Source organism: Micromonospora sp. NPDC049171, from assembly GCF_040648275.1.
GTDB lineage: Bacteria > Actinomycetota > Actinomycetes > Mycobacteriales > Micromonosporaceae > Micromonospora.
Genome location: NZ_JBEZDJ010000029.1, coordinates 67,610 through 89,384 on the forward strand (window position 1 = coordinate 67,610; position 21,775 = coordinate 89,384).

The window sequence follows — 21,775 nt, forward strand, 5'->3', positions numbered from 1 at the left end:
GTCCTGGAGGGGCCGCCCGCCGTTGGTGTCGCGGGGTGGGTCAGTTTTGCGCGGCCGCGTCGCTGGCGGTGAGGCGGTCCGGGGTGGCGTCCAGGCCGGAGATCCAGCCGGTCACGTTGCGGGCCACGTCCTGCGCGGTCAGGCCCAGGTCGGCGAGGATCTGCGCGCGGGTGCCGTGCGGGTGCCAGTCGGCCGGTACGCCGAGGTCCTTGAGCGGCACCCGGACGTCGGCGTCCCGCATCGCCTGGCCGAGCGCGTCGCCCACCCCGCCCACCCGGACGCCGTCCTCGACGCTGACCACGAGCCGGTGGCGGGCGGCGAGGTCGACCAGCTCCGCCGGGACCGGGCGTACCCAGCGGGGGTCGACGACGGTGACCCCGTAGCCCTGCTCGGCGACCCGGGCGGCAACCTCCATGCCCAGCTGGCCGAAGGAGCCGACGGCGACGAGTAGCACGTCGGTGCGGGCCGACTCGGCCAGCACGTCGACCGGGCCCACCCGGCGTAGCGCCGGCAGGTCCGCGGCGACCGCGCCGGTCGGGAAGCGCACCACCGTGGGGCCGTCGTCGACGGCGACCGCCTCGCGCAACTCCTCGCGCAGCGTGGCCGCGTCCCGGGGAGCGGCGATGCGCAGCCCGGGCACCACCCCGAAGACGGACATGTCCCAGATGCCGTAGTGGCTGGGGCCGTCCGGGCCGGTGATGCCGGCCCGGTCCAGCACGAAGGTCACCGGCAGCTTGTGCATCGCCACGTCCAGCAGGACCTGGTCGAAGGCGCGGTTGAGGAAGGTGGCGTAGACCGCGACGACGGGGTGCAGGCCGCCGAGCGCCAGCCCGGCCGCCGAGGTGGCGGCGTGCTGTTCGGCGATGCCCACGTCGTACACCCGCTCGGGGTATTTGCGGGCCAGCTTGGCGATGCCGGTTGGCTCGGCCATCGCGGCGGTGATACCGACGACGTCCGGGCGTTCGTCGGCGACGGCCAGCAGCTCGTCGGCGAAGACGTGCGTCCACTTCACCGAGGGGGCGGCCAGCAGCGCGCCGGTCTCGACGTCGAAGGCGCTGCCGGGGCCGTGCAGGCAGTCCGCCTCGTCCTCCTCGGCGGGGCGGTAGCCGTAGCCCTTGCGGGTGACCGCGTGCACGATGACCGGGCCGCCGAAGTTCTTCGCCGCGCGCAGCGCAGCCTCGACCGCCGCCACGTCGTGCCCGTCCACCGGGCCCACGTACTTGATGCCGAGATCCTCGAACATGGCCTGCGGGGCGACCGCGTCCTTGATGCCCTTCTTGACCGCGTGCAGCACCTCGTACATCGGTCGGCCGACCAGCGGCGTCGAGCCGAGGGCGTCCTTGACGGTGTCGAGGACCTTCTCGTAGCCGGGGTTGAGCCGCAGCGAGGAGAGGTGGTCGGCCAGCCCGCCGATGGTCGGGGCGTACGAGCGGCCGTTGTCGTTGACCACGATGACGAGCGGGTTGCCGGCGGTGGCGATGTTGTTCAGCGCCTCCCAGCACATGCCGCCGGTCAGCGCGCCGTCGCCGACCACGGCCACGACGCTGCGCGCCTCGCCGCGAAGGGCGTACGCCTTGGCCAGGCCGTCGGCGTAGGAGAGCGCGGTCGAGGCGTGCGAGTTCTCGATGAGGTCGTGCTCGCTCTCCGCCTGGCTGGGATAGCCGGAGAGGCCACCGCGCTGGCGGAGCTTGTCGAAGCCGGCCTGACGCCCGGTGAGGATCTTGTGCACGTACGACTGGTGACCGGTGTCGAACAGGAGCCGGTCGCGGGGGGAGTCGAAGACGCGATGCATGGCCAGCGTCAGCTCGACCACACCGAGGTTGGGCCCGACGTGCCCACCGGTGCGGGAGACCTTGGCGATCAGGAAGTCCCGGATCTCCGCGGCGAGGACGTCCAGTTCCTCACCGGACATCCGCTTGACGTCCTGCGGACCGCGGACCGTGCCCAGCAGCCGGCCGTGGTTGGCCGTGTCCTCTTCAACGCTCATGACCGGAGAGTCTATCGGCCGCCCGACACTCCGCAGCCCGGGCCGAGCGCCCCGGGCCGGACGGGTCCGCTGAGCGCCTGCTCAGAGTCGGACCCGCGGCCGCCGCGGTGGGCTCCCGGGGTACGCGGATCTCCGGTCAACGCCCGGCCGGGGGCAGCAGCAGCCCGACCTGCTCGACGTGCTGCGTCATCGGGAACAGGTCGAAGCCCCGCAGCGCCGCCAGCCGCCAGCCCAGCTCGGTGAAGGTGCGCACGTCCCGGGCGAAGGCCGCCGGGTCACACGCCACGTACGCGACCGCTCGCGGGCCGGCGGCGACGATGTCCCGCACGACCTGGGCGCCCGCGCCGGAGCGCGGCGGGTCGAGCACCACCACGTCGACCGGGCCGGTGATCCGTCGGCGGGTCAGCGCGGTCTCCACCCGGGCGGCCACCACCTCGACCTGGGGCAGGTCGGCCAGGTTGGCCCGGGCCGCGTCCACCCCGTCCCGGCTCGACTCGACGAGGGTGATCCGGGCGTCGCCGACCCGGCCGGCGAGGGCCGCGGCGAACAGCCCGGCACCGCCGTAGAGGTCCCAGGCGATCTCGCCCGGCTGGGGGTCCAGCAGCTCCAGCACCGCCGTGCAGAGGGTGTCCGCCGCGGCGGGGTGCACCTGCCAGAACGCGGACGCGGGCAGCGTCCAGTCCCGTCCGGCGGCCACCTCGCGGACCTCGGCCGGGCCGCTGACCGGGTTGGGCACCCCGTCGCGGACCTCGGTGACTGTCACGTCCCCGCCGGTGCTGGCGACGGTCTCCACCGCCTCGGCGGCCAGCCAGCGCTCGGTGAGCACCGGCAACTGCTGAATGTCGGGGTGGGCGATCCGGCAGCGGTCGATCGGCACCACCTCGTGCGACCGGTGCTTGAGCAGGCCGGCGCGGTCGGCGGCGTCCACGGCGTAGCGGACCCGGGAGCGCCAGCCCAGCAGCCCGCCGGGCAGCGCCTCGACCCGGACGCCGAGCCGGTCCAGCTCGACGTCGGTCAACCCGCCCAGGCGGACGAGCTGTTCGCGGATCACGGCGGTCTTCCAGGCCAGTTGCGCGGCCGGGGCGACGTGCTGGAGGTCGCAGCCGCCACAGGCGCCCGGCTTCGCGTACGGGCAGGGTGGCTCGACCCGGTCCGGGGAGGCGTCCAGCACGGTCACCGCGTCGGCCCGGACGAACCCTCGGTGCACCTCGGTGACCTCGGCGATGACCCGTTCGCCGGGCAGCGCGTGCCGGACGAAGACGACCTGCCCGTCCACCCGTGCCACGCAGTGCCCGCCGGGGGCGACCGCGTCGACGGTCAGCTCGACCTGTTCCGCCTCGGCCAGACCACGCTCAAGCAACGACGAGGACGAGGGCGACGACGACAGCGCGGGGGTCGCGGGCTCGCGCCCGCCGGGCTCAGTCACGGCCACTCCCGACCGGGCCACCGTCGCTCGGGCGGCTCTCCGGGGCCGGGGTGGAGACGACCGGCGCGTCGGCCGGCGGCGGGATGCCCCGCGGCCCGCGTGCCGGGGTCCGGGACAGCGTCGCGTCCAGCCGGTCCAGGTTCTTGCTCGCCGTCGACGCGAGCTGCCACGGCACGCTGACCACCATCACCCCCGGTTCGAAGAGCAGCCGACCCTTGAGGCGCAGGGCGCTCTGGTTGTGCAGCAGGTTCTCCCACCAGCGACCCACCACGTACTCCGGAATGAAGACGGTGACCACGTCCCGGGGTGACTTGCGGCGGGTGTTGGCGACGAAGTCCAGGATCGGCCGGGTGATCTCCCGGTACGGCGAGTCGATCACCGTGAGGGGGATGGCCATCTCCCGTCGCTCCCAGTCGGCCTGCAGGTCCCGGGTGTCCTGGTCGTCCACGTTGACGGTCACGGCGGTCAGCGTGTCCGGTCGGGTGGCGCGGGCGTAGGCGATGGCCCGCAGCGTCGGCTGGTGCAGCTTGCTGACCAGCACGATCGCGTGGTTGCGGGCGGGCAGCACGGCCCGGCCCTCGTCCGGCGGGGTCAGCTCGGCCGCCACCCGGTCGTAGTGCCGGCGGATGGCAAGCATCAGCAGGTAGATCACCGCCATGGCGGCGATCGCGATCCAGGCGCCGAGCAGGAACTTGGTGATCAACACGATCACCAGCACCGTGCCGGTCAGGCCCATGCCGAACGTGTTGATGGCCCGGGAGCGGTACATCCGGCGCCGGGCCTCCGCGTCCCGCTCGGTGCGCAGCCGCCGGTTCCAGTGCCGGATCATGCCGGCCTGGGAGACCGTGAACGAGACGAAGACCCCGACGATGTAGAGCTGGATGAGCCGGGTCACCTCGGCCTGGAAGCCGACGATCAGCACGATCGCGAACAGGGCCAGGAAGGTGATGCCGTTGGAGAAGGCCAGCCGGTCGCCCCGGGTGTGGAACTGGCGGGGCAGGTAGCGGTCCTGGGCGAGGATCGAGCCGAGCACCGGGAAGCCGTTGAACGCGGTGTTCGCGGCCAGGAAGAGGATGAGCGCGGTCATCCCGGCGACCACGTAGAGCAGGATCGAGCCGGAGCCGAAGACCGTCTCGCCGAGCTGGGTGGTCACCGTCTTCTGCACGTAGTCGTCGGGGCCGCCGACGATCTGGAGCGCCGGATCCTCGACGAACTGCAGGTGGGTCAGCCGGGCCAGCCAGATGATCCCGACCAGCATGCTCACCGAGATCGCACCCAGCAGCAGCAGCGTGGTGGCGGCGTTGCGGCTCTTCGGGGCCTTGAACGCCGGCACGCCGTTGGAGATCGCCTCGACGCCGGTGAGCGCGGCGGCGCCCGAGCTGAACGTCCGCAGCAGCAGGAAGACCAACGCGAAACCGGTCACACTGTGCTCCGCCTGGATGACCAGGTCGGCGCTGGGCGCCCGGAGGTCGTCGCCCAGCACGAAGACCCGGAACAGCCCGGTGAGCAGCATCCCGCCCATCACGATGACGAAGCCGTAGGTGGGGATGGCGAACGCGGTGCCGGACTCCCGCAGGCCGCGCAGGTTGACAGCGGTCAGCAGGACCACCGCGATCACCGCGATCAGGACCTTGTGGGTGGCCACGAACGGCACCACGGAGCCGAGGTTGGCCACCCCGGACGAGACCGACACCGCCACCGTGAGCACGTAGTCGACGAGCAGCGCGCTGGCCACCCCGACCCCGAACTTGGGACCCAGGTTGACCGTGGCCACCTCGTAGTCGCCGCCGCCGGAGGGGTAGGCGTACACGTTCTGCCGGTAGCTCGCCACCACGGTGAGCATCACCACGACAACGGCCAGCGCGATCCACGGGGAGAAGAAGTACGCCGACGTGCCGGCGATGGAGAGGGTCAGCAGGATCTCGTCGGGCGCGTACGCGACGCTGGACAGGGCGTCGGAGGCGAACACGGGCAGCGCGATGCGCTTCGGCAGGAGGGTGTGCTGAAGTCGGTCGGACCGGAACGGTCGACCGAGGAGAAGCCGCTTCAGCAGCGAGGTGGGACTGGCCACGAACGCCAAGAGTACGACCACCACCGTGGGAGCACGGGGGTGGGCGATCGTCGCTGCTCCACACGACGGGGTACGGTCGGTCCCCGCTTCCCACCGGGACGTGGCAGGCTCGCAGTCGTCAGGCCACCGGCAGCCGGAGTGGTACGCACCTTGGGAGGGACAGCGTGCACGTCGTGATCATGGGATGTGGCCGGGTCGGGTCGACCCTCGCCCACAGCCTGGAGTCCCGGGGGCACTCGGTGGCGGTGATCGACCAGGACGCCGACGCCTTCCGCCGGCTCGGCCCCGACTTCGCCGGGATCACGGTGACCGGGGCCGGCTTCGACGGTGACGTGCTGCGCCAGGCCGGCATCGAGCGCGCGGACGCCTTCGCGGCGGTCTCCAGCGGCGACAACTCCAACATCATCTCGGCCCGGTTGGCCCGCGAGACGTTCGGCGTGTCCCGGGTCGCCGCCCGCATCTACGACCAGCGCCGCGCGCAGGTCTACGAGCGCCTCGGCATCCCCACCGTGGCGACCGTGCGCTGGACGGCCGACCGGATGCTGCGGCACCTGGTGCCGGAGGGCAACGTGGAGATCTTCCGCGACCCCACGAGCACCGTGTCGATCGTCGAGGTGCCGGTGCACAAGGACTGGATCGGTCGACCGGTACGAGCGTTGGAGGACGCGTCCGGCGCGCGGGTGGCCTATCTGATCCGCTTCGGCATCGGCACGCTGGCCACCGGCTCTACCGTCGTGCAGGAGGGTGACCAGGTGTTCATGCTGGTCAGTGATGACATCGTGGCGACTGTCACGTCGGTGGCGGCGGCACCGCCGGAAGGGGGGCACTGAGCCATGCGGGTCGCCATCGCGGGCGCGGGCAACGTGGGCCGCTCGATCGCCCAGGAGCTGATCGACAACGGCCACCAGGTGATGCTCATCGAGCGTCAGCCCAAGATGCTGCGCCCGGACCGGGTGCCGGCCGCCGAGTGGGTGCTGGCCGACGCGTGCGAGGTGAGCAGCCTGGAGGAGGCCAACGTCGCCGGCTGCGACGTGGTGGTCGCGGCGACCGGTGACGACAAGACCAATCTGGTGCTGTCGCTGCTGGCCAAGACCGAGTTCGCGGTGCCCCGCGTGGTCGCCCGGGTCAACCGGGCCGAGAACGAGTGGCTGTTCACCGAGCAGTGGGGGGTGGACGTCGCGGTGAGCAAGCCGCGGGTGATGGCCGCGCTGGTCGAGGAGGCGGTCACCGTCGGCGACCTGGTCCGGCTGATGACCTTCCGGCAGGGCGAGGCGAACCTGGTCGAGATCACCCTGCCACCGACCGCGCCCTACGTCGGGCAGCCGATCCACGCCGTGCCGCTGCCCCGCGACTCCGCGCTGGTGGCGATCCTGCGCGGCAAGCGGGTCCTGGTGCCCAGCCCGGACGACCCGATCGAGGCCGGCGACGAGCTGGTCTTCGTCTGCACCGCCGAGGTGGAGGACCAGGTCCGTGCGGTGATCCTCGGGCCGGACAGCGTCGAACGGACCCGCGGCTCGCGCTGAGCGGGCGCGAGTGGGGCGGCCCGGGTCGCCGGGCTCAGGCGCCGGGCAGCGGGGTCGGTTGCGGCTCCCGGGTGACCCGGCGCACCGTCCAGACGGTGATCAGCAGCAGCAGCGCGTACGGCGGGTAGCCCAGCGCCAGCCGGGCCACGCCCAGGGCGGTGTCCTGGTGGGCCAGGTAGAGCCCGGCCTGCACGCCCACCTTGGCCAACCACACCACACCCCAGAGCACGGTCAGCTGGGTGAAGGTCCGCACCAGCTTCGGGTCGTGCCGCCATTCCGAGCGGCCCTTGGCGACCAGCACCGACCAGATCCAGCCGACCAGCGGCTGCCGGATGGCCGCCGAGATCAGCAGGGCGATGCCGTACCCGATGCCGTAGAGGATGCCGGGGAGGTAGAAGTCGCGTTCGTCGCCGGTGCGCCAGGCGATGGCGGCGCCGATCCCGACACCGAACAAGCCGTTGACGGCGTGCCGGATCGGCCGGCGCTGGGCCAGCCGCAACCCGGCGATCAGCAGCGCGATCGCGACCGAGGCGATCACCGCCGGTCGCAGCTCCCCGATGATGTTGGCGACCACGAAGACGACGACCGGGATGCTGGACTCGACGAGCCCCCGCCAGCCGCCGAGCTGGTCGGCCATCTGCTCGGCGATCGTCGGCAGCGGCTCCTCCTCGGGAGGGCCGGTCTCCGGCTGTGCCGCCCGGTGCTGTCCCGTCGTCATCGCCGGCCTTCCGTCCGCAGCGCCGTCACTTCGGCGAGTCCAGCTCGTAATAGGGGTTGTAGATGACCTTGCGGTCGTCGCGGACCGCCACCCGGCCCCGGGCGGTCAGGTGCCGGCCCGGCTCGATCCCGGCGATGTGCCGTCGACCCAACCAGACCAGGGTGACCACGTCGGTGCCGTCGTAGAGGTCGGCCTCCAGGGTGGGCAGGTTGGTGCGCGGCGTGTAGACCACCGTGCGCAGCCGACCAGCGACCGAGACCAGCTGGCCCCGCGAGCACTGCTGGGCGGGGATCCCGCCGCACTGGGCGCTCTCCCGACGCAGCTCCTGCGCGTCGATCTCGGCCTCGCTGGCGGTGAACCGTTGCAGGATGCGCCGCAGCGACACCCGGCCCTCGTCGGTCGTCATGACCTCCGCGTCACCCTCTCCACGCTCGCCGTCCCCGGCCGGCCCCGGCGGCGCCGGAACCGTGCCGCCAGCGTACGCCGACGGGGCTGGTTCCGGCGGGCCGGTGTGCGCGGGTCAGACCTGGCGCGGCTCGGCGGCGGCGTCCCCCGCCTCGGCGTCGGTCTGGTCGGAGATCTCCCGGGGCAGCCGCAGCGGCAACGGCTCGCGGACCGGCTTCGCCTCCTGGCCACGGTCGACCACCAGGCCGTCCAGGCACTCGACGAGCGGCCCGGCCACGGACGGGTCGGTCGCCACCGGCCCCTGGAACACACCACGGACCATCCAGCGCGGTCCGTCGATGCCGACGAACCGCAGGTTCGTCACGCCGTCCGGGGTACGCACCTGGGCGTGCAGCTCCGGGCCGTACTCGCCGTCGACCTCCTGCGCGCTCGCGCCGTCGCGGAGCAGCGACTGGCGGATCTCCTCGCGCACCTCGTCCCAGATCCCCTCGGACCGGGGAGCGGCGAAGACACCCAGCTGGAGCGCGTTGTCGCCGTGCACCAACACGACCTGCTGCACCACGCCCTGAGGGTCGGCCTGCACCCGCACCTCGACCTCGGTGATCGCCGGGATGTGCAGGCTGCCCAGATCGAGGCGCTGCACGTCGTCGTGGCGCTCCGAGATGTCGTACGGGCCGCGCACCAACGCCGGCGCCGCATCACCCTGGTCCGGGACCTCGACGGCCCGCTCGTCACGGGTGTGCCGTTCGGCATCGGCCCGCTTTCGGGAGAAGATCACTGCGCCTGCCCTCCGCTGTTCACACTCACCCTGCCACCTCTTCCGTCTGCCCGCGGCCCGGCTCGTCTGGCCGCTGCCCCACCCGGTCCTGGCCCGCCGGCGACGGCACCAGCCCGGCGTGCCCACCGGTGGACCCGTGCCCGCCGGTCCCACGCCGGGACGCGGGCAGCTCGGTCACCGGCTCGAACCGCGCCCGCGCGACCTGTTGAACCACGAGCTGCGCGATCCGGTCGCCGCGGGAGATCTTCGCCGGCACATCCCGATCATGGTTGATCAGGTTGACCAGGATCTCACCCCGGTAGCCGGCGTCGACCGTACCGGGCGCGTTGAGCACCGTCACGCCGAGCCTGGCCGCCAGGCCGGACCGGGGGTGGACCAGACCCACATACCCCTCCGGCAGCGCGATGGCCACGCCGGTGGGCACCAGGGCACGACCGCCGGGCGGCAGCTCCACGTCCGCGGCCGCCACCAGGTCGGCCCCGGCGTCGCCGGGATGGGCGTAGGTGGGCAGCGGCAGCTCGGAGTCGAGCAGCCGCACGGGCACGGGTACGACGTCGGTCACGGGTCCCCTCTTCTTCTCCGGTACGCGGGGTGACCCTGCCATCCTGCCGGTTCGCCGAGCCGCCGTGCGCCGTACCCTCGCAGGAGTGAGCATGTCGCCCTCCCCGTCCGCCGATCAGCCGCCGGTCGCCGCCCGCCCGGCGTACGCGGAACGGCTGGATCTGCCCTGGTGGTTGTGGTTGGCCGGGCTGGTGGCCGCCGCGCTGCTGGCCGTCGAGATCTGGATGGGTGCCGACGGCGTCCGGGCCTGGCTGCCGTTCGCCGTGCTGCTGCCGCTCACCGCCGCCGGGATGTGGTGGCTGGGCCGGATCCGGGTCGCGGTCGTCGACTCCGAGCTGCGGGTGGACGACGCCCGGCTGCCGGTGCGTTTCGTGGCCGACGTGATCCCGCTGGACGTCGCCGGTCGCCGTGAGGTGCTGGGCGTCGGCGCGGACCCGCTCGCCTTCGTCGTGCAGCGGCCGTGGATCGGCGGCGCCGTGCAGGTGGTGCTCGACGATCCGGCCGACCCCACCCCGTTCTGGGTGGTCAGCACGCGGCACCCGGTCGAGCTGGCCGAGGCGGTGCTGACCGCGCGGGACGCCCGGACGCTCGCCCGTCCCGCGGCGGGCGAGCAGGGCTGAGCCGACGCTCCGGCCCGCTCAGGTGCCGGTTGGCGGGCCGGGCAGGGCCGACGGTGGCGCGGGTCGGGCGATGCCCCGCCGACGCAGGTCCACCTGAAGCTGCTCGGCCATCTGCTGGGTGGCCCGCCGGTTGAGGAAGCTGGCCACCGCCGCACCGGTCAGGAACGGCCCGAGCGTGGTGAGGTTGCGACCGAAGCGCCGCAGCAGCATGTCCCGCAGCTCCTTGCGGGCGGCGGTGCCGAGCACCGCTCCCACCCCCACACCGGGCACCATCGGGTTGACCCCGCGCTGGGTGGCCCAGGAGTGCACCAGGGCGACCGCCCGCTGACTGCCGGCGGCCGGTAGCTCCACACCGTGGATCTCGTGTAGCTCGCCGACCAGCTTCAGCTCCACCGCGACCACGGCCACCGTCTCGGCGGCGAGCAGCACCGGAGCGGAGAGCAGGGTCGGTGCGACAGTCCACTCGACGGCGGCGACTCCCCCACCGGCCGCGCCGATCGCGGCGGTGGTGCGCGACGCGTTGCGGATGAGCCGGTCGGCCAGGGCGACGTCGTCCAGGCCGGGGAAGTGTTGGCGCAGGGTGTCCAGGTCGCGTACCGGCACGTGCGGGGCGATGTCCGCGACCGCGTCGACCATCCACCGCATGGCGGCACGGGGCTTGAACAGGTCGGAGACGCCCCGGGCACGGGCCTGCCCGACCATCCGGGTCAGCAGCTGACGGCGTCGGGCCGGCTCGATGTCGTCCGCGGTCAACGCCGCGACGGTGGCGCCGAGGTCATCCGCGCCGCCACCGGTGGCGGCGGGCTTGTCGGTGCCACCGTCGGCGGGCTTGTCGGTGCCGCCGTCGGTGGCACCGAGGTTGTCCGTGCCGCCGTCGGTGGTGCCGCCTCGATCGCTCATCGGACCTCCCGGTGCTGTGGCTACCCGCTTCGAGTCAAGCAGGTACCCACCACGGGCGCATGCCTACACCGGCAGCGGCGGCCCCGTTCAGGAGGCCGCCGCTGGTGTCGTGGTTGTCAGACGCACTCGCGGCAGATCAGCTCGCCGTTACGCTCGACTGCCAGCTGGCTACGGTGGTGGACCAGGAAGCAGCGGGCGCACCGGAACTCGTCCTGCTGCATCGGAAGCACCTTGACCGTGAGCTCCTCGTCGGCCAGATCGGCACCGGGCAGCTCGAAGCTCTCGGCCACCTCGGCCTCGTCGACGTCCACCGCGCCCGACTGTGAGTCGACGCGCCGTGCCTTGAGCTCTTCCAGGCTGTCCTCGCCGAGGTCGACCTCGTCGCGACGCGGGGCGTCGTAGTCGGTGGCCATCGGTTTCACTCTCCCATATCGATGTTGTCGCTTCCGGTTGTAACGCCGGACGACGCTGTTTCGGTTCCGCTGGCCGGCCGCCACTTGTGTCGGGCACCCGACCCGGGGACCGAACGGGTCGAGCTCGCTGGGGCGATCCCCTGCGAGCGCGGAACCTTACCCCCCCTTGGGCGAGGCATGTATACCGCCCTTGCGGCTGAGATGTACGCCCCTGCACCCGAAGTTGTTCCCAATGTGATTCAGGCGACACGAAGATAGGGGTAGTAGTACCCGGTTCGCGGTCGGCGCGCCGGCATGTCGGGCTGTTTCCACGCGACGGCCGGACAACCGTTAACCTCAGCGGCGTATTCGACGGCCGACGGCCAGTCCGATCGTCGCCGGCTGCCGCCACCCACCTGAAGTCCCGGGAGTGCCCAGATGAGTTTTGCGCGAGTGCGAGCACTCGTCATCGTCGGCCTGCTGGGGGTGCTGGCCCTGGGTTTCGTGATCACCGCGATCGTGCGGGACAGCCAGGGCAACGCGGGCACGGCCCAGGGCTGCCCGGACGGCTGGCCGCTGGCCGACCTGAACCTGCGCGAGCGCAAGGACGTCAAGATCAACGTGCTCAACGCCACCGACCAGCCCGGCCTCGCCCGCACCGTCGCCGACGAGTTGAGCAACCGGCAGTTCCAGGTCCAGAAGACCTCGACCGAGAAGAAGCAGATCAACGGCATCGCGGTCCTGCGGTACGGCCCGAAGGGCGTCGGCTCCGCGCACCTGCTGCAGGCGTACTTCCTCAACAACGCCACCCAGGGCTACGACCCGGCGCGCACCGACGACGTCGTGGACGTGGTGCTCGGCAACAACTTCCAGCAGCTCGCCACCACGACCGAGGTCAACCAGTCGCTCGGCGACTCCGGCCCACCGAAGGCACCCAAGGGCTCCTGCCCGTCCCCGCCCGCCAAGTGACGGCGTAACCGGGCGGTCGAGCGATCAGGGCCCGCCGGCGGCGTCCAACTCGGCGAGCCGGTCGTGCAGCGGCGTGAAGAGCGCCGGCGGGGCCGCGACCACCAGGTCCGGCCCCGGCGGCCGACCGGCCAGGCCGGCGACCCGCACACCCGCCTCGGCGGCCACCAGCCCACCCGCCGCCAGGTCCCAGGCCGCGAGACCCTTCTCGAAGTACGCGTCGAGCCGACCCTCCGCGACCAGGCAGAGGTCCAGTGCGGCGGCACCCAGTCGGCGGATGTCCCGTACGTGTGCGATCAGCCCCGCCACGACCTGGGCCTGGTGCGCACGACGACGGGCGTCGTAGCCGAACCCGGTGCCGACCAGCGCCTGCCCCAGGTCCGTCTCGCCGGAGCAGCGCAGCCGGACACCGTCGCGCCAGGCGCCACCCCCGGCCGTGGCCGTCCACTCCTCGCCGGTGTTCACGTTGCGCACCACGCCGGCGACCACCACCCCGTCCACCTCGGCGGCCAGCGACACCGCGCTGTACGGCAGCCCGTACAGGTAGTTGACGGTGCCGTCGATCGGGTCGACGATCCACCGCACCCCGCCCGGCGCGACCGGCCCGGTGTCCCCCGTGCCGTACTCCTCGCCGAGCACCGCGTCGTTCGGTCGCGACCGCCTCAGCGCGTCGAGCACCTGCCGTTCGACAGCCCGGTCCGCCGCGGTGACCACGTCGGTGACCGTGCTCTTGGTCGCGGCCACGGAGACACCCTCGACGCGCATCCGGTACGCGGTGGCCGCCGCGTCCCGCGCCACGTCGAGCGCGATCGCCAAAAGTTCCCGAGGTGACGGCCTCGAACCGGGCATCCCAACGTCCCCTTCCCGCACGACCGGGGTGTTCCGGGCCACGCGCGGGTATCATCCTTACAAAGTCCAGATCAGCGCCGAATCAGCGGTCCCACCGTCATTACGCAGTGCGGCGCAGGATGTTCGCCGCAGACGGCGTTACAATTCACCCCTGCCCACGTGCCACGGACCGCCGACCACCGGCCGGCCCGGGACGCGAGGGTCCCTCAACCACATCGCCCGGCCGGTTGCCCCACGCTGTGCCGGACGACCCGGCCGTGCCCGCTCTTCGCCTCCGGAAGGTCATTCGTGACAGAACCCCGCCAGACCGGCGCCGACGTTCGCTCGCTCACCGACACCCTGATCGCCCACGCGCAGAGCGCCGGTGGTCAGCTGACGTCGGCCCAGCTCGCGCGCACCGTCGAGTCCGCCGAGGTGACTCCGGCCCAGGCCAAGAAGATTCTGCGGGCGCTCTCCGAGGCGGGAGTGACCGTAGTGGTGGATGGCTCGGCGAGCACCCGCCGCCGCGTCGCCGCGGCCCGGTCGACCACGCCGGCGTCCCGGGCCACCACCGCCAAGACCACCAAGAAGGCCGCCGCGCCGGCCCCGAAGCAGGCACCGGCCGGCGACGACGCGCCGGCGACGCCGCGCAAGGTGGCCGCCGCGCGCAAGGCCACCGGCGCTCCCGCCGAGGGCGCCGCGGCGGCTCCGGCGAAGGCGACCAGGTCGACCCGAGCCACCAAGGCGACGGTGGCCGCGGCCGCCGGCGCCAAGCCGACCAAGGCCGCCGGCAAGGCCAAGGGCGAGGGCGCCGACGGCGAGATCGACCCGGAGGAGCTGGCCGCCGCGATCGAGGACGTGGTGGTCGAGGAGCCGGCCGAGCTGGCCCAGGCCGCCGAGACCGACGCCGCCGCCTCGGCGACCGACAACGACTTCGAGTGGGACGACGAGGAGTCCGAGGCCCTCAAGCAGGCCCGGCGGGACGCCGAGCTGACCGCCTCGGCCGACTCGGTCCGTGCGTACCTGAAGCAGATCGGCAAGGTTCCGCTGCTCAACGCCGAGCAGGAGGTGGAGCTGGCCAAGCGGATCGAGGCCGGGCTCTACGCCGCCGAGCGGCTGCGCGCCGCCGACGAGGGCGAGGAGAAGCTCGTCCGGGACATGGTCCGTGACCTGGGCTGGATCTCCCGCGACGGCGAGCGGGCCAAGAACCACCTCCTGGAGGCCAACCTCCGTCTGGTGGTGTCGCTGGCCAAGAGGTATACGGGACGTGGCATGGCCTTCCTCGACCTGATCCAGGAGGGCAACCTCGGCCTGATCCGCGCGGTGGAGAAGTTCGACTACACCAAGGGTTACAAGTTCTCCACGTACGCCACCTGGTGGATCCGGCAGGCGATCACCCGCGCGATGGCCGACCAGGCCCGCACCATCCGCATCCCGGTGCACATGGTCGAGGTCATCAACAAGCTCGGCCGCATACAGCGCGAGCTGCTCCAGGATCTGGGCCGTGAGCCCACCCCGGAGGAGCTGGCCAAGGAGATGGATATCACACCCGAGAAGGTGCTGGAGATCCAGCAGTACGCTCGGGAGCCCATCTCCCTGGACCAGACCATCGGTGACGAGGGCGACAGCCAGCTCGGTGACTTCATCGAGGATTCCGAGGCGGTGGTCGCGGTCGACGCGGTCTCGTTCTCGCTCCTCCAGGACCAGCTCCAGCAGGTGCTGCAGACGCTCTCCGAGCGTGAGGCGGGTGTGGTACGCCTGCGCTTCGGCCTGACCGACGGTCAGCCGCGGACGCTGGACGAGATCGGCCAGGTCTACGGGGTGACCCGGGAGCGGATCCGGCAGATCGAGTCCAAGACGATGTCCAAGCTGCGTCACCCGTCCCGGTCGCAGGTCCTCCGGGATTACCTGGACTGAGCGGGTTTCGTCAACCGAACGTGTCGTTTTGACCACCTGGTGTGCAACACGAGATGGTGATCGTCCGGATGCACGAATGTGATCGTTGACGTGGCACCCTTGGTGCACGGCACACTGTCCCTGCCAGGTGTGACCTCGGTCCCCCGCGGGCACACAGGGAAGGCAGTGCCTAGTAAGGGTGTTGCACCATAGGTGAGCAACGACCGAAGAGATTGTTCATCGGTGACGACCAGAGGAGGAAGGCGATGACCCCGACCCTCACGCCGCCGCCCGTGACGGCGGCTCCCCCAGCCGCCGATGAACGGTGCGACCGCTGCAATGCTGCCGGGAAGCTCCGGATCACTCTCACGGGTGGGAGTGAGTTGGTGTTCTGCGGGCACCACGCGAACAAGTACGCGGAGGATCTCGTGAAGATCACCGAGCGGTTCGCAACGGAGCCCGATTTCAGCTGGCGTGGCGCCGATCTGATGGCGAACTAAATCCGCTAACCGACATAGCCGGCCGGAGGTACCCCAAGGGGGCCTCCGGTCGGCTTTTTCCGTCCGCGCGCCCCGCGCCGCGCCGCGCCCCGCGCCCCGCGCCCAGATCTGAGCAACTTCCCCAATGTTGCTGTCCCCGACAGGACCCCAGGCACCCGTGATCCACTCGGTTTCAGGGAAGTCGCGCCTTCCACCTGGCTCGAACACCGCGTCTTCAAGAAAGCCGAGTGGATCACGCCCCAGCCGCAGCCCGCTGGCGCGGCGGGGCGGGACAAGGCGGGGCGCGGCGGGGCTAGAGGGTCTGGACGGTGGCGATGCGTTCCTCTAGCTGCTCGATGGTGGCCTGGGCGCTCGGCGGGCCGCCGCAGAGTCGGCGCAACTCGGCATGGATCTTGCCGTGGGGCTGGCCGGTGCGGTGGTGTCGGGCGGCTACGAGGGCGTTCAGTTGGCGCCGGAGCGCCACTCGACGCTGGGCGGCACTCAGAGGTGCGGGTGGCGCCGCGGTGGGCGCAGCGGCCGGCTGAGCGGCCGCGTCGGCCGCACGGCGGCGTTGGGCGGCGAGTTGGGCGGCCTGCCGTTTGGTGAGCAACAGGGACACCTGGTCGGCGGTGAGGAGGCCGGGCAGGCCGAGGTATTCCTCTTCCTCGGGGGTGCCGGCCTGGGCCGCGGTGCCGAACGACGCCCCGTCGAAGATCACCTGGTCCAGTTCGGCGGTGGCGGAGAGCGCGGCGAACCGCTTCTCCAGCTCGCCGCTGGCCTGGTCGTCGCGCTGCGCGCGTTCCAGCAGGTCGTCGTCGAACCCGTCGGCTTCCTTGGGTTTGCCGAGCACGTGGTCCCGCTCGGTCTCCATCTCGCTGGCCAACCCGAGCAGGTGCGGCACGCTGGGCAGGAAGACCGAGGCGGTCTCCCCGGGTCGACGGGCCCGCACGAAGCGGCCGATCGCCTGGGCGAAGTAGAGCGGCGTGCTGGCACTTGTGGCGTAGACCCCGACCGCGAGTCGCGGGATGTCCACCCCCTCGGACACCATCCGCACCGCGACCAGCCACCGTTGGTCGGACGCCGCGAACGTCGCGATCCGGGCGGAGGCGCCCTGGTCGTCGGAGAGCACCACGGTGGCCTTCTCGCCGGTGACCTGTTCGATGAGCCGGGCGTACGAGCGGGCGGTCTGCTGGTCGGTGGCGATGATCAGGCCGCCGGCGTCGGCCATGCCGGCGTTGCGCAGCACGGTGAGTCGGGCGTCGGCGGCCCGCAGCACCTGCGGCATCCAGTCGCCGGCCGGGTCCAGGGCGGTACGCCAGGCCTGGGCCACCAGATCCTGCGTCATCGGCTCGCCGAGTCGGGCGGCCAACTCCTCCCCCGCGTTGGTCCGCCACCGGGTCTCCCCGGAGTACGCCAGGAAGAGCACCGGCCGGACCACGCCGTCGCGCAGCGCGTCGGAGTAGCCGTACACCGAGTCGGCGCGGGAGCGCAGCAGCCCGTCTCCGCCCCGCTCGTAGCTGACGAACGGGATCGGGTTGTCGTCGGAGCGGAACGGCGTCCCGGTGAGCATCAGTCGGCGTACGGCGGGCTCGAAGGCGGCCTTCACCCCGTCACCCCAGGTCCGGGAGTCACCGGCGTGGTGGATCTCGTCGAGGATGACCAGGGTGCGCCGGGTCATGGTGCGCCGCCGGTGCACGTGCGGGGCCATCCCCACCTGCGCGTAGGTGATGACCGCGCCGTGGAAGTCGGCTGCGGAGTGCAGGTCGGCGTTGCGGAAAGCGGCGTCGAGTTGGATGCCCACCCGGGCCGCCGCGTCGGACCACTGGCTCTTCAGGTGCTCGGTCGGGGCGACCACGGTGACCGCCTCGATGGTGCCGTCGGCGAGCAGCTCCGCCGCGATCCGCAGGGCGAAGGTGGTCTTGCCGGCGCCCGGGGTGGCGACCGCGGTGAAGTCGTCGGTACGTCGACGCAGGTATTCCACCAGGGCCTTGCGCTGCCAGGCGCGTAGTGCCGGGAACGTCTCGAGCACCGGCGTCCGGGCTGCCACGCGAAGCTCCTCTCCGACCGCACGAAGGCGGACCCCGGGCGAGGGCCACGAGTCCCGCCGCCCATGAAAACGCCTCCGCGCAGTAGCTGCCGCGAAGGCCGACTCAGCATAACCAGCGCGAGCCCCACGGCCCAGGCGACGCCACGCCTGTCACATCCGCCACCCCGATCGCGAGGCTCACCAGTCCCGGTCGGTGCGTGGATCGGCCCCTTCGGTGCGCGGCGGGCGCAGCGTCGCCACCGGCGCGGACCAGCGGCGGCGCAGTGCGATCAGGCGCAGCCCGAAGACCAGGACGGCGGCGGCGGTGAGCGGCGCGGGGCCGGTCTGCCCGGTGACGTACAGCAGCGCCACGGTGACCGCGCCGGCGAGCGCGGCCAGCGCGTAGATCTCCCGGCGCAGCACGACCGGGATCTCGGCGGTGAGCAGGTCGCGGGCGAGCCCGCCGCCGATCGCGGTGAGCATGCCGATGAGGCAGGCACCGACGGCCGGCACCCGGGCGTCGAGTGCCTTGAGCGTGCCGGTCACCGTGAACAGCGCCAGGCCCGCCGCGTCCAGCACCAGGACCGTGGTGCGCAGCCGGGCCAGTTGTGGGTGCAGCCAGAAGACGGCGAGCGCGGTGATCGCGGCGGTGGCCGCGTACCGCCAGTCGGCGAAGGCCAATGGCGGGACCTCGTCGATGACCAGGTCCCGGAAGATCCCACCGCCGAGAGCGGCCACGAACCCGACGAACGCGACACCGAACAGGTCCAGCCGCTTGGCTACCGCCGCCGAGGCCCCGGACGCGGCGAACACCGCGACGCCGGTCAGGTCGGCGAGCAGCAGGGCGGTGGAGGTGGTCACCGCCGCAGGCTACGTCGCCGGCCGGAGCGCCGGCCGAGGTTCACTCGCGGTACGAGTCGTAGATCTCCTTGCACTTGGGGCAGACTGGCGAACCCGGCTTGGCCGCCTTGGTGACCGGGAACGTCTCGCCGCAGAGCGCGACGACGTAGGTGCCCATGACGGCACTCTCGGCGATCTTCTCCTTGCGGACGTAGTGGAACATCTCGGGACCGGTGTCGGCGTCCTTCAGCTCTGGACGCTCGAGAACCTCTGTGCTCACGTCTGCACCTCCAGCGGTCAAGTTTGGCAGGTCATCACGGCCGGGTCCACCTGAGGCCGGCCGGAGCCCGACCCCGTACGGTGCCCGGGTGACTGACTTTCACCTCAGCTACGGCACCGAGGTCGCCGAAGCCCTGCGCGACGGCCGACCCGTCGTCGCACTGGAGAGCACCATCGTCTCGCACGGCCTTCCCCGCCCGGAGAACCTGCGGGTGGCCAGGGAGATCGAGCGGGCGGTCCGGGACGCCGGAGCCGTTCCCGCGACGATCGGCATGATCGGCGGCAAGCTGGTGGTCGGCCTGGACGACACCCAGCTGACCCGGCTCGCCACCGTCGACGGAGTGACCAAGCTCTCCGTCCGCGACCTCGCGGTGGCGGCGGCGACCGGCGTGGACGGTGCCACCACCGTGGCCGCCACCAGCGCGGTGGCCGCCGCGGCCGGGATCGGGGTGTTCGCCACCGGCGGGTTGGGTGGGGTGCACCGGGAGGCCGCGCACACCTTCGACGAGTCGGCCGACCTGGTCACCCTGGCCCAGACCCCGATCGCGGTGGTCTGCGCCGGCGTCAAGTCGATCCTCGACGTGGGCGCGACGCTGGAGCGCCTGGAGACCCTCGGGGTCGCCGTGCTCGGTTACCGCACCCGCCGGTTCCCCGGCTTCTACCTGACCGACGCCGGCTTCGACCTGGACTGGTCGGTGGACTCGCCGGAGCAGGTCGCCGCCGTGCTCGCCGCCCGGGACGCGCACGCGCTGCACACCGGCGGGCTGCTCGTCGCCAATCCGCTGCCGGTCGACGAGCAGCTCGACCCGGAGCTGCACGACCGGACGCTCGCCGACGGTCTGGCCCTGCTGGAGCGCGACGGGATCACCGGGAAGGCCGTCACCCCGTACCTGCTGGCGCACTTCCACTCGGCCACCGAGGGCGCGAGCCTCGCCGTCAACGTCCGGATCATCCTGCGCAACGCCGACCTGGCCGCGCGGATCGCGGTCGCCGCGGCGGCCCGCACCGCCGCCACGGTATGACCCGACCGGGGCGGGTGATCGTCGTCGGGGATGTGATCACCGACGTGGTCGCCGTGCTGTCCGGCCCGCTCGCGGTGGGCTCGGACGCGGCGGCCGAGATCAGTATCGGCGGCGGCGGTCAGGCGGCCAACACCGCGGCCTGGGTCGCCGCGCAGCGGGTGGACGTCACACTCGTCGGCGCCGTCGGCGCCGACGACGCGGGGCGGGACCGGGTCGCCGAGTTGGCGCGGGCGGGTGTCGACTGCGCGGTCGAGCGGGTCGAGGACGCGCCGACCGGCACGGTCATCGTGGTGGCCACCGACGGCGAGCGCACCATGGTCAGCCAACGGGGCGCGAACCTGCGGCTGAGCGCCGCGCACGTCGAGCGGGCCCTCGCGGCGGTGCCCGACGCCGGGCATCTGCACCTGTCCGCGTACACCCTGTTGGACGCCGAGTCGCGCGGTGCCGGGCTGCGGGCGTTGGCCGCCGCCCGCGAGCGCGGGCTCACCACAAGCGTCGACGCGGCCTCCGCGGCGCCGCTGCGGCGCGTCGGTGCGGCGGCGTTCCTGAGTTGGGTACGCGATGTCGACCTGCTGTTGGTCAACGCGGACGAGGCCACGGTGCTGGCCGGCGGGCTGGACCCGGCGGCGCAGGGGCGGGCGTTGTCGGCGACGGCGCGGCGGGTCGTGGTCAAGCGCGGCGCGGCCGGCGCGGTCTGGGTCGACCGCGGCGCGGCGGTCTGGGTGGCTCCGGCCCGGCGGGTGGCGGTGGCGGACGTGACGGGGGCGGGCGACGCCTTCGCGGCCGGCCTGCTGACCGCCTGGCTCGCCGGTGCCACCCCGACCGTGGCGCTGAACCGCGCCACCGACCTGGGGGCGCTGGCCGTCTCCACCATCGGCGCGCGGCCACGGCCGTAGTCGTCGGCGCGCGGCCTCGGCCGTGCGGCAGCGGCGCGCGGCAGCGGCCGTGACCGGTCGAGCCCTGACCTGCTCACGGGTCAGGGCTCGACGTCGATGACCTTGTGTGTGCGTTCCTCGGCGGTGAGGCTCATCGGCGGGGTGTCGTCCTGTTGGCGGGGGTGGAACCGGTTGGCCAGCCGGTGCTCTTCCTTCGGCGGCCGGTCGTTGGCCAGCAGCACGGCCAGCCAGGGGATGAGCACCATGCCGAGGCCGCACAGCGGCAGCCAGAGCCAGAGCAGTGGGGCGTTCGCACCGACCAGGATCGCGCCGACGATGATGCACAACACCCGGATGCCCATCATCAGGACATAACGGCGCTGGCGGCTGTTGAGCTGATCATCCTGGCTGCGCGAGGCGTCGGTGATCAGAATCGGCTGGTACGCCTGACGCTTCACCATGGACCTCCTCGAGGGGATACGCCTCATCCTGTCACCGCAGGGCCTTGATCAGCGAAATTCGACTCACCACGATGCGTGTTACGTGCGTGGTACGCTCCCCGGTGTGGGCAGCAGGTTCAGCTTCACCGACGAGGCGTTGGCCAACCTGAGGGTCTACGACGTCACACCCGGGGAAGTCTGGGAGGCGCTGCACAGCGCCCGCCGGGTCATCCGCCACCTGGGCGACGACGTCATGGTGGTCTACGCCGCCGCCCGTCGGGGTCGCCGACTGGCGGTGCTGCTCGCCGAGGCCGATGGCACCGACAACGACTGGGACATCCTCTCCGCCCGCGAGTTGAGCGACGTCGAGTCCAAGCGCTACGACGAGGCCGTGCGAAGAGATCGCCGATGAGGAGGCCGTGACGATGCACCGTAACGACGCGACCAAACAGTTCCACAGCGGCGACGACCGGATCGCCGAGTTGATCGACGAGAGCCCGGCGGTGGATCTGCCCACCCCCGACACCGACGTGCCGATGGTGAGCCGATCAGTCCGGCTGCCCTTGGAGACCTACGAGCGGGTGCGGGCGGCCGCCGACGCCCGGGGCATCGGTGTCACCACGCTGATGCGCCAGTGGATCGAGGCTGGCCTGGCCGACCTGGACGACTCCGCGACCGTCTCGCTCGCCGACGTCCGGCGCGCGCTGGCCTCGCTGGCACACCCGACCGCCGCCTGAGCGCTC

Annotated in this window: 24 protein-coding genes; 10 read left to right on the forward strand and 14 right to left on the reverse strand. The window is 72.3% G+C overall.

Annotated features, from left to right (window positions below; all coding sequences use genetic code 11):
• Positions 1 to 40 precede the first annotated feature (40 nt).
• The 3 genes from dxs to AB0B14_RS30195 all read right to left on the reverse strand — a co-directional run bounded on the left by dxs (position 41) and on the right by AB0B14_RS30195 (position 5,484).
• Positions 41 to 1,987, reverse strand: coding sequence for a 1-deoxy-D-xylulose-5-phosphate synthase (dxs, locus tag AB0B14_RS30185; protein ID WP_357070288.1), 1,947 nt, complete (start codon positions 1,985 to 1,987; stop codon positions 41 to 43).
• 136 nt (positions 1,988 to 2,123) lie between these two features.
• On the reverse strand, positions 2,124 to 3,347 hold the full coding sequence (locus tag AB0B14_RS30190) for a TRAM domain-containing protein (RefSeq protein WP_357525532.1): 1,224 nt from the start codon (positions 3,345 to 3,347) through the stop codon (positions 2,124 to 2,126).
• 58 nt (positions 3,348 to 3,405) lie between these two features.
• Positions 3,406 to 5,484, reverse strand: a complete 2,079-nt coding sequence (locus AB0B14_RS30195; protein ID WP_357070290.1) for an APC family permease — start codon at positions 5,482 to 5,484, stop codon at positions 3,406 to 3,408.
• Positions 5,485 to 5,648: 164 nt separating this feature from the next.
• Between AB0B14_RS30195 and AB0B14_RS30200 the strand changes: the two genes are divergently transcribed.
• Together AB0B14_RS30200 and AB0B14_RS30205 are read left to right on the forward strand one after the other, a co-directional pair.
• The gene (locus AB0B14_RS30200) at positions 5,649 to 6,314 is read left to right on the forward strand and encodes a TrkA family potassium uptake protein (RefSeq protein WP_357525502.1); all 666 of its coding nucleotides are present in this window, start codon (positions 5,649 to 5,651) and stop codon (positions 6,312 to 6,314) included.
• Between the two features lie 3 nt (positions 6,315 to 6,317).
• Complete coding sequence (locus AB0B14_RS30205; RefSeq protein ID WP_357070294.1) at positions 6,318 to 7,007, forward strand: TrkA family potassium uptake protein; 690 nt, start codon at positions 6,318 to 6,320, stop codon at positions 7,005 to 7,007.
• 34 nt (positions 7,008 to 7,041) lie between these two features.
• Here AB0B14_RS30205 and AB0B14_RS30210 read toward each other — a convergent pair whose 3' ends face one another.
• From AB0B14_RS30210 to dut, 4 genes are all read right to left on the reverse strand, one after another.
• Entirely contained in the window at positions 7,042 to 7,725 is a 684-nt protein-coding gene (locus AB0B14_RS30210; protein WP_357070296.1) for a DUF3159 domain-containing protein, read from the reverse strand.
• Positions 7,726 to 7,750: 25 nt separating this feature from the next.
• Positions 7,751 to 8,131, reverse strand: coding sequence for an OB-fold nucleic acid binding domain-containing protein (locus tag AB0B14_RS30215; protein ID WP_357070298.1), 381 nt, complete (start codon positions 8,129 to 8,131; stop codon positions 7,751 to 7,753).
• A gap of 114 nt (positions 8,132 to 8,245) precedes the next feature.
• A complete protein-coding gene (locus AB0B14_RS30220) occupies positions 8,246 to 8,908 on the reverse strand; it encodes a DUF3710 domain-containing protein (protein ID WP_357070300.1) in 663 nt (220 codons plus the stop codon).
• 25 nt (positions 8,909 to 8,933) lie between these two features.
• Entirely contained in the window at positions 8,934 to 9,470 is a 537-nt protein-coding gene (gene dut, locus AB0B14_RS30225) for a dUTP diphosphatase (RefSeq protein ID WP_357070302.1), read from the reverse strand.
• Positions 9,471 to 9,561: 91 nt separating this feature from the next.
• Here dut and AB0B14_RS30230 point away from each other — a divergent pair, with 91 nt between their 5' ends.
• Positions 9,562 to 10,089, forward strand: coding sequence for a DUF3093 domain-containing protein (locus AB0B14_RS30230; protein ID WP_357525533.1), 528 nt, complete (start codon positions 9,562 to 9,564; stop codon positions 10,087 to 10,089).
• A gap of 18 nt (positions 10,090 to 10,107) precedes the next feature.
• Here the strand turns inward: AB0B14_RS30230 and AB0B14_RS30235 are convergent, their stop codons facing one another.
• Positions 10,108 to 10,989 (reverse strand): hypothetical protein, encoded by an 882-nt coding sequence (locus tag AB0B14_RS30235; protein WP_357070304.1) that lies wholly within the window; start codon positions 10,987 to 10,989, stop codon positions 10,108 to 10,110.
• Between the two features lie 116 nt (positions 10,990 to 11,105).
• Positions 11,106 to 11,402, reverse strand: a complete 297-nt coding sequence (locus tag AB0B14_RS30240; RefSeq protein ID WP_007075406.1) for a DUF4193 domain-containing protein — start codon at positions 11,400 to 11,402, stop codon at positions 11,106 to 11,108.
• A 432-nt stretch (positions 11,403 to 11,834) separates the two neighbouring features.
• Between AB0B14_RS30240 and AB0B14_RS30245 the strand changes: the two genes are divergently transcribed.
• Positions 11,835 to 12,350, forward strand: a complete 516-nt coding sequence (locus AB0B14_RS30245) for a LytR C-terminal domain-containing protein (RefSeq protein WP_357070417.1) — start codon at positions 11,835 to 11,837, stop codon at positions 12,348 to 12,350.
• Between the two features lie 24 nt (positions 12,351 to 12,374).
• Here AB0B14_RS30245 and AB0B14_RS30250 read toward each other — a convergent pair whose 3' ends face one another.
• Positions 12,375 to 13,196, reverse strand: coding sequence for an inositol monophosphatase family protein (locus tag AB0B14_RS30250; protein WP_357525504.1), 822 nt, complete (start codon positions 13,194 to 13,196; stop codon positions 12,375 to 12,377).
• A gap of 288 nt (positions 13,197 to 13,484) precedes the next feature.
• Here AB0B14_RS30250 and AB0B14_RS30255 point away from each other — a divergent pair, with 288 nt between their 5' ends.
• Together AB0B14_RS30255 and AB0B14_RS30260 are read left to right on the forward strand one after the other, a co-directional pair.
• Positions 13,485 to 15,092, forward strand: coding sequence for an RNA polymerase sigma factor (locus AB0B14_RS30255; protein ID WP_357525506.1), 1,608 nt, complete (start codon positions 13,485 to 13,487; stop codon positions 15,090 to 15,092).
• Between the two features lie 245 nt (positions 15,093 to 15,337).
• A complete protein-coding gene (locus tag AB0B14_RS30260) occupies positions 15,338 to 15,571 on the forward strand; it encodes a hypothetical protein (RefSeq protein ID WP_030489368.1) in 234 nt (77 codons plus the stop codon).
• Positions 15,572 to 15,863: 292 nt separating this feature from the next.
• Here the strand turns inward: AB0B14_RS30260 and AB0B14_RS30265 are convergent, their stop codons facing one another.
• From AB0B14_RS30265 to AB0B14_RS30275, 3 genes are all read right to left on the reverse strand, one after another.
• Complete coding sequence (locus AB0B14_RS30265; RefSeq protein ID WP_357525508.1) at positions 15,864 to 17,597, reverse strand: DEAD/DEAH box helicase; 1,734 nt, start codon at positions 17,595 to 17,597, stop codon at positions 15,864 to 15,866.
• Positions 17,598 to 17,774: 177 nt separating this feature from the next.
• On the reverse strand, positions 17,775 to 18,437 hold the full coding sequence (locus AB0B14_RS30270) for a trimeric intracellular cation channel family protein (protein WP_357070312.1): 663 nt from the start codon (positions 18,435 to 18,437) through the stop codon (positions 17,775 to 17,777).
• A 40-nt stretch (positions 18,438 to 18,477) separates the two neighbouring features.
• Positions 18,478 to 18,696, reverse strand: a complete 219-nt coding sequence (locus AB0B14_RS30275; RefSeq protein ID WP_088946800.1) for a DUF3039 domain-containing protein — start codon at positions 18,694 to 18,696, stop codon at positions 18,478 to 18,480.
• Between the two features lie 88 nt (positions 18,697 to 18,784).
• Here AB0B14_RS30275 and AB0B14_RS30280 point away from each other — a divergent pair, with 88 nt between their 5' ends.
• Entirely contained in the window at positions 18,785 to 19,717 is a 933-nt protein-coding gene (locus AB0B14_RS30280; RefSeq protein ID WP_357525510.1) for a pseudouridine-5'-phosphate glycosidase, read from the forward strand.
• Positions 19,714 to 20,613 carry a PfkB family carbohydrate kinase gene (locus AB0B14_RS30285; protein ID WP_357525512.1) on the forward strand — a complete coding sequence of 300 codons (900 nt, stop codon included), beginning with the start codon at positions 19,714 to 19,716 and terminating at the stop codon, positions 20,611 to 20,613. Before AB0B14_RS30280 ends, AB0B14_RS30285 begins: the two co-directional genes overlap by 4 nt.
• An 80-nt stretch (positions 20,614 to 20,693) precedes the next feature.
• Here the strand turns inward: AB0B14_RS30285 and AB0B14_RS30290 are convergent, their stop codons facing one another.
• Positions 20,694 to 21,053 carry a DUF3099 domain-containing protein gene (locus AB0B14_RS30290; protein WP_357070318.1) on the reverse strand — a complete coding sequence of 120 codons (360 nt, stop codon included), beginning with the start codon at positions 21,051 to 21,053 and terminating at the stop codon, positions 20,694 to 20,696.
• A gap of 103 nt (positions 21,054 to 21,156) precedes the next feature.
• On the opposite strand from AB0B14_RS30290, the gene AB0B14_RS30295 reads away from it, so the two are divergent.
• Both AB0B14_RS30295 and AB0B14_RS30300 read left to right on the forward strand, forming a co-directional pair.
• Positions 21,157 to 21,444 (forward strand): hypothetical protein, encoded by a 288-nt coding sequence (locus AB0B14_RS30295; protein WP_124771959.1) that lies wholly within the window; start codon positions 21,157 to 21,159, stop codon positions 21,442 to 21,444.
• A gap of 13 nt (positions 21,445 to 21,457) precedes the next feature.
• On the forward strand, positions 21,458 to 21,769 hold the full coding sequence (locus AB0B14_RS30300) for a hypothetical protein (protein ID WP_074318058.1): 312 nt from the start codon (positions 21,458 to 21,460) through the stop codon (positions 21,767 to 21,769).
• Positions 21,770 to 21,775: the final 6 nt, after the last annotated feature.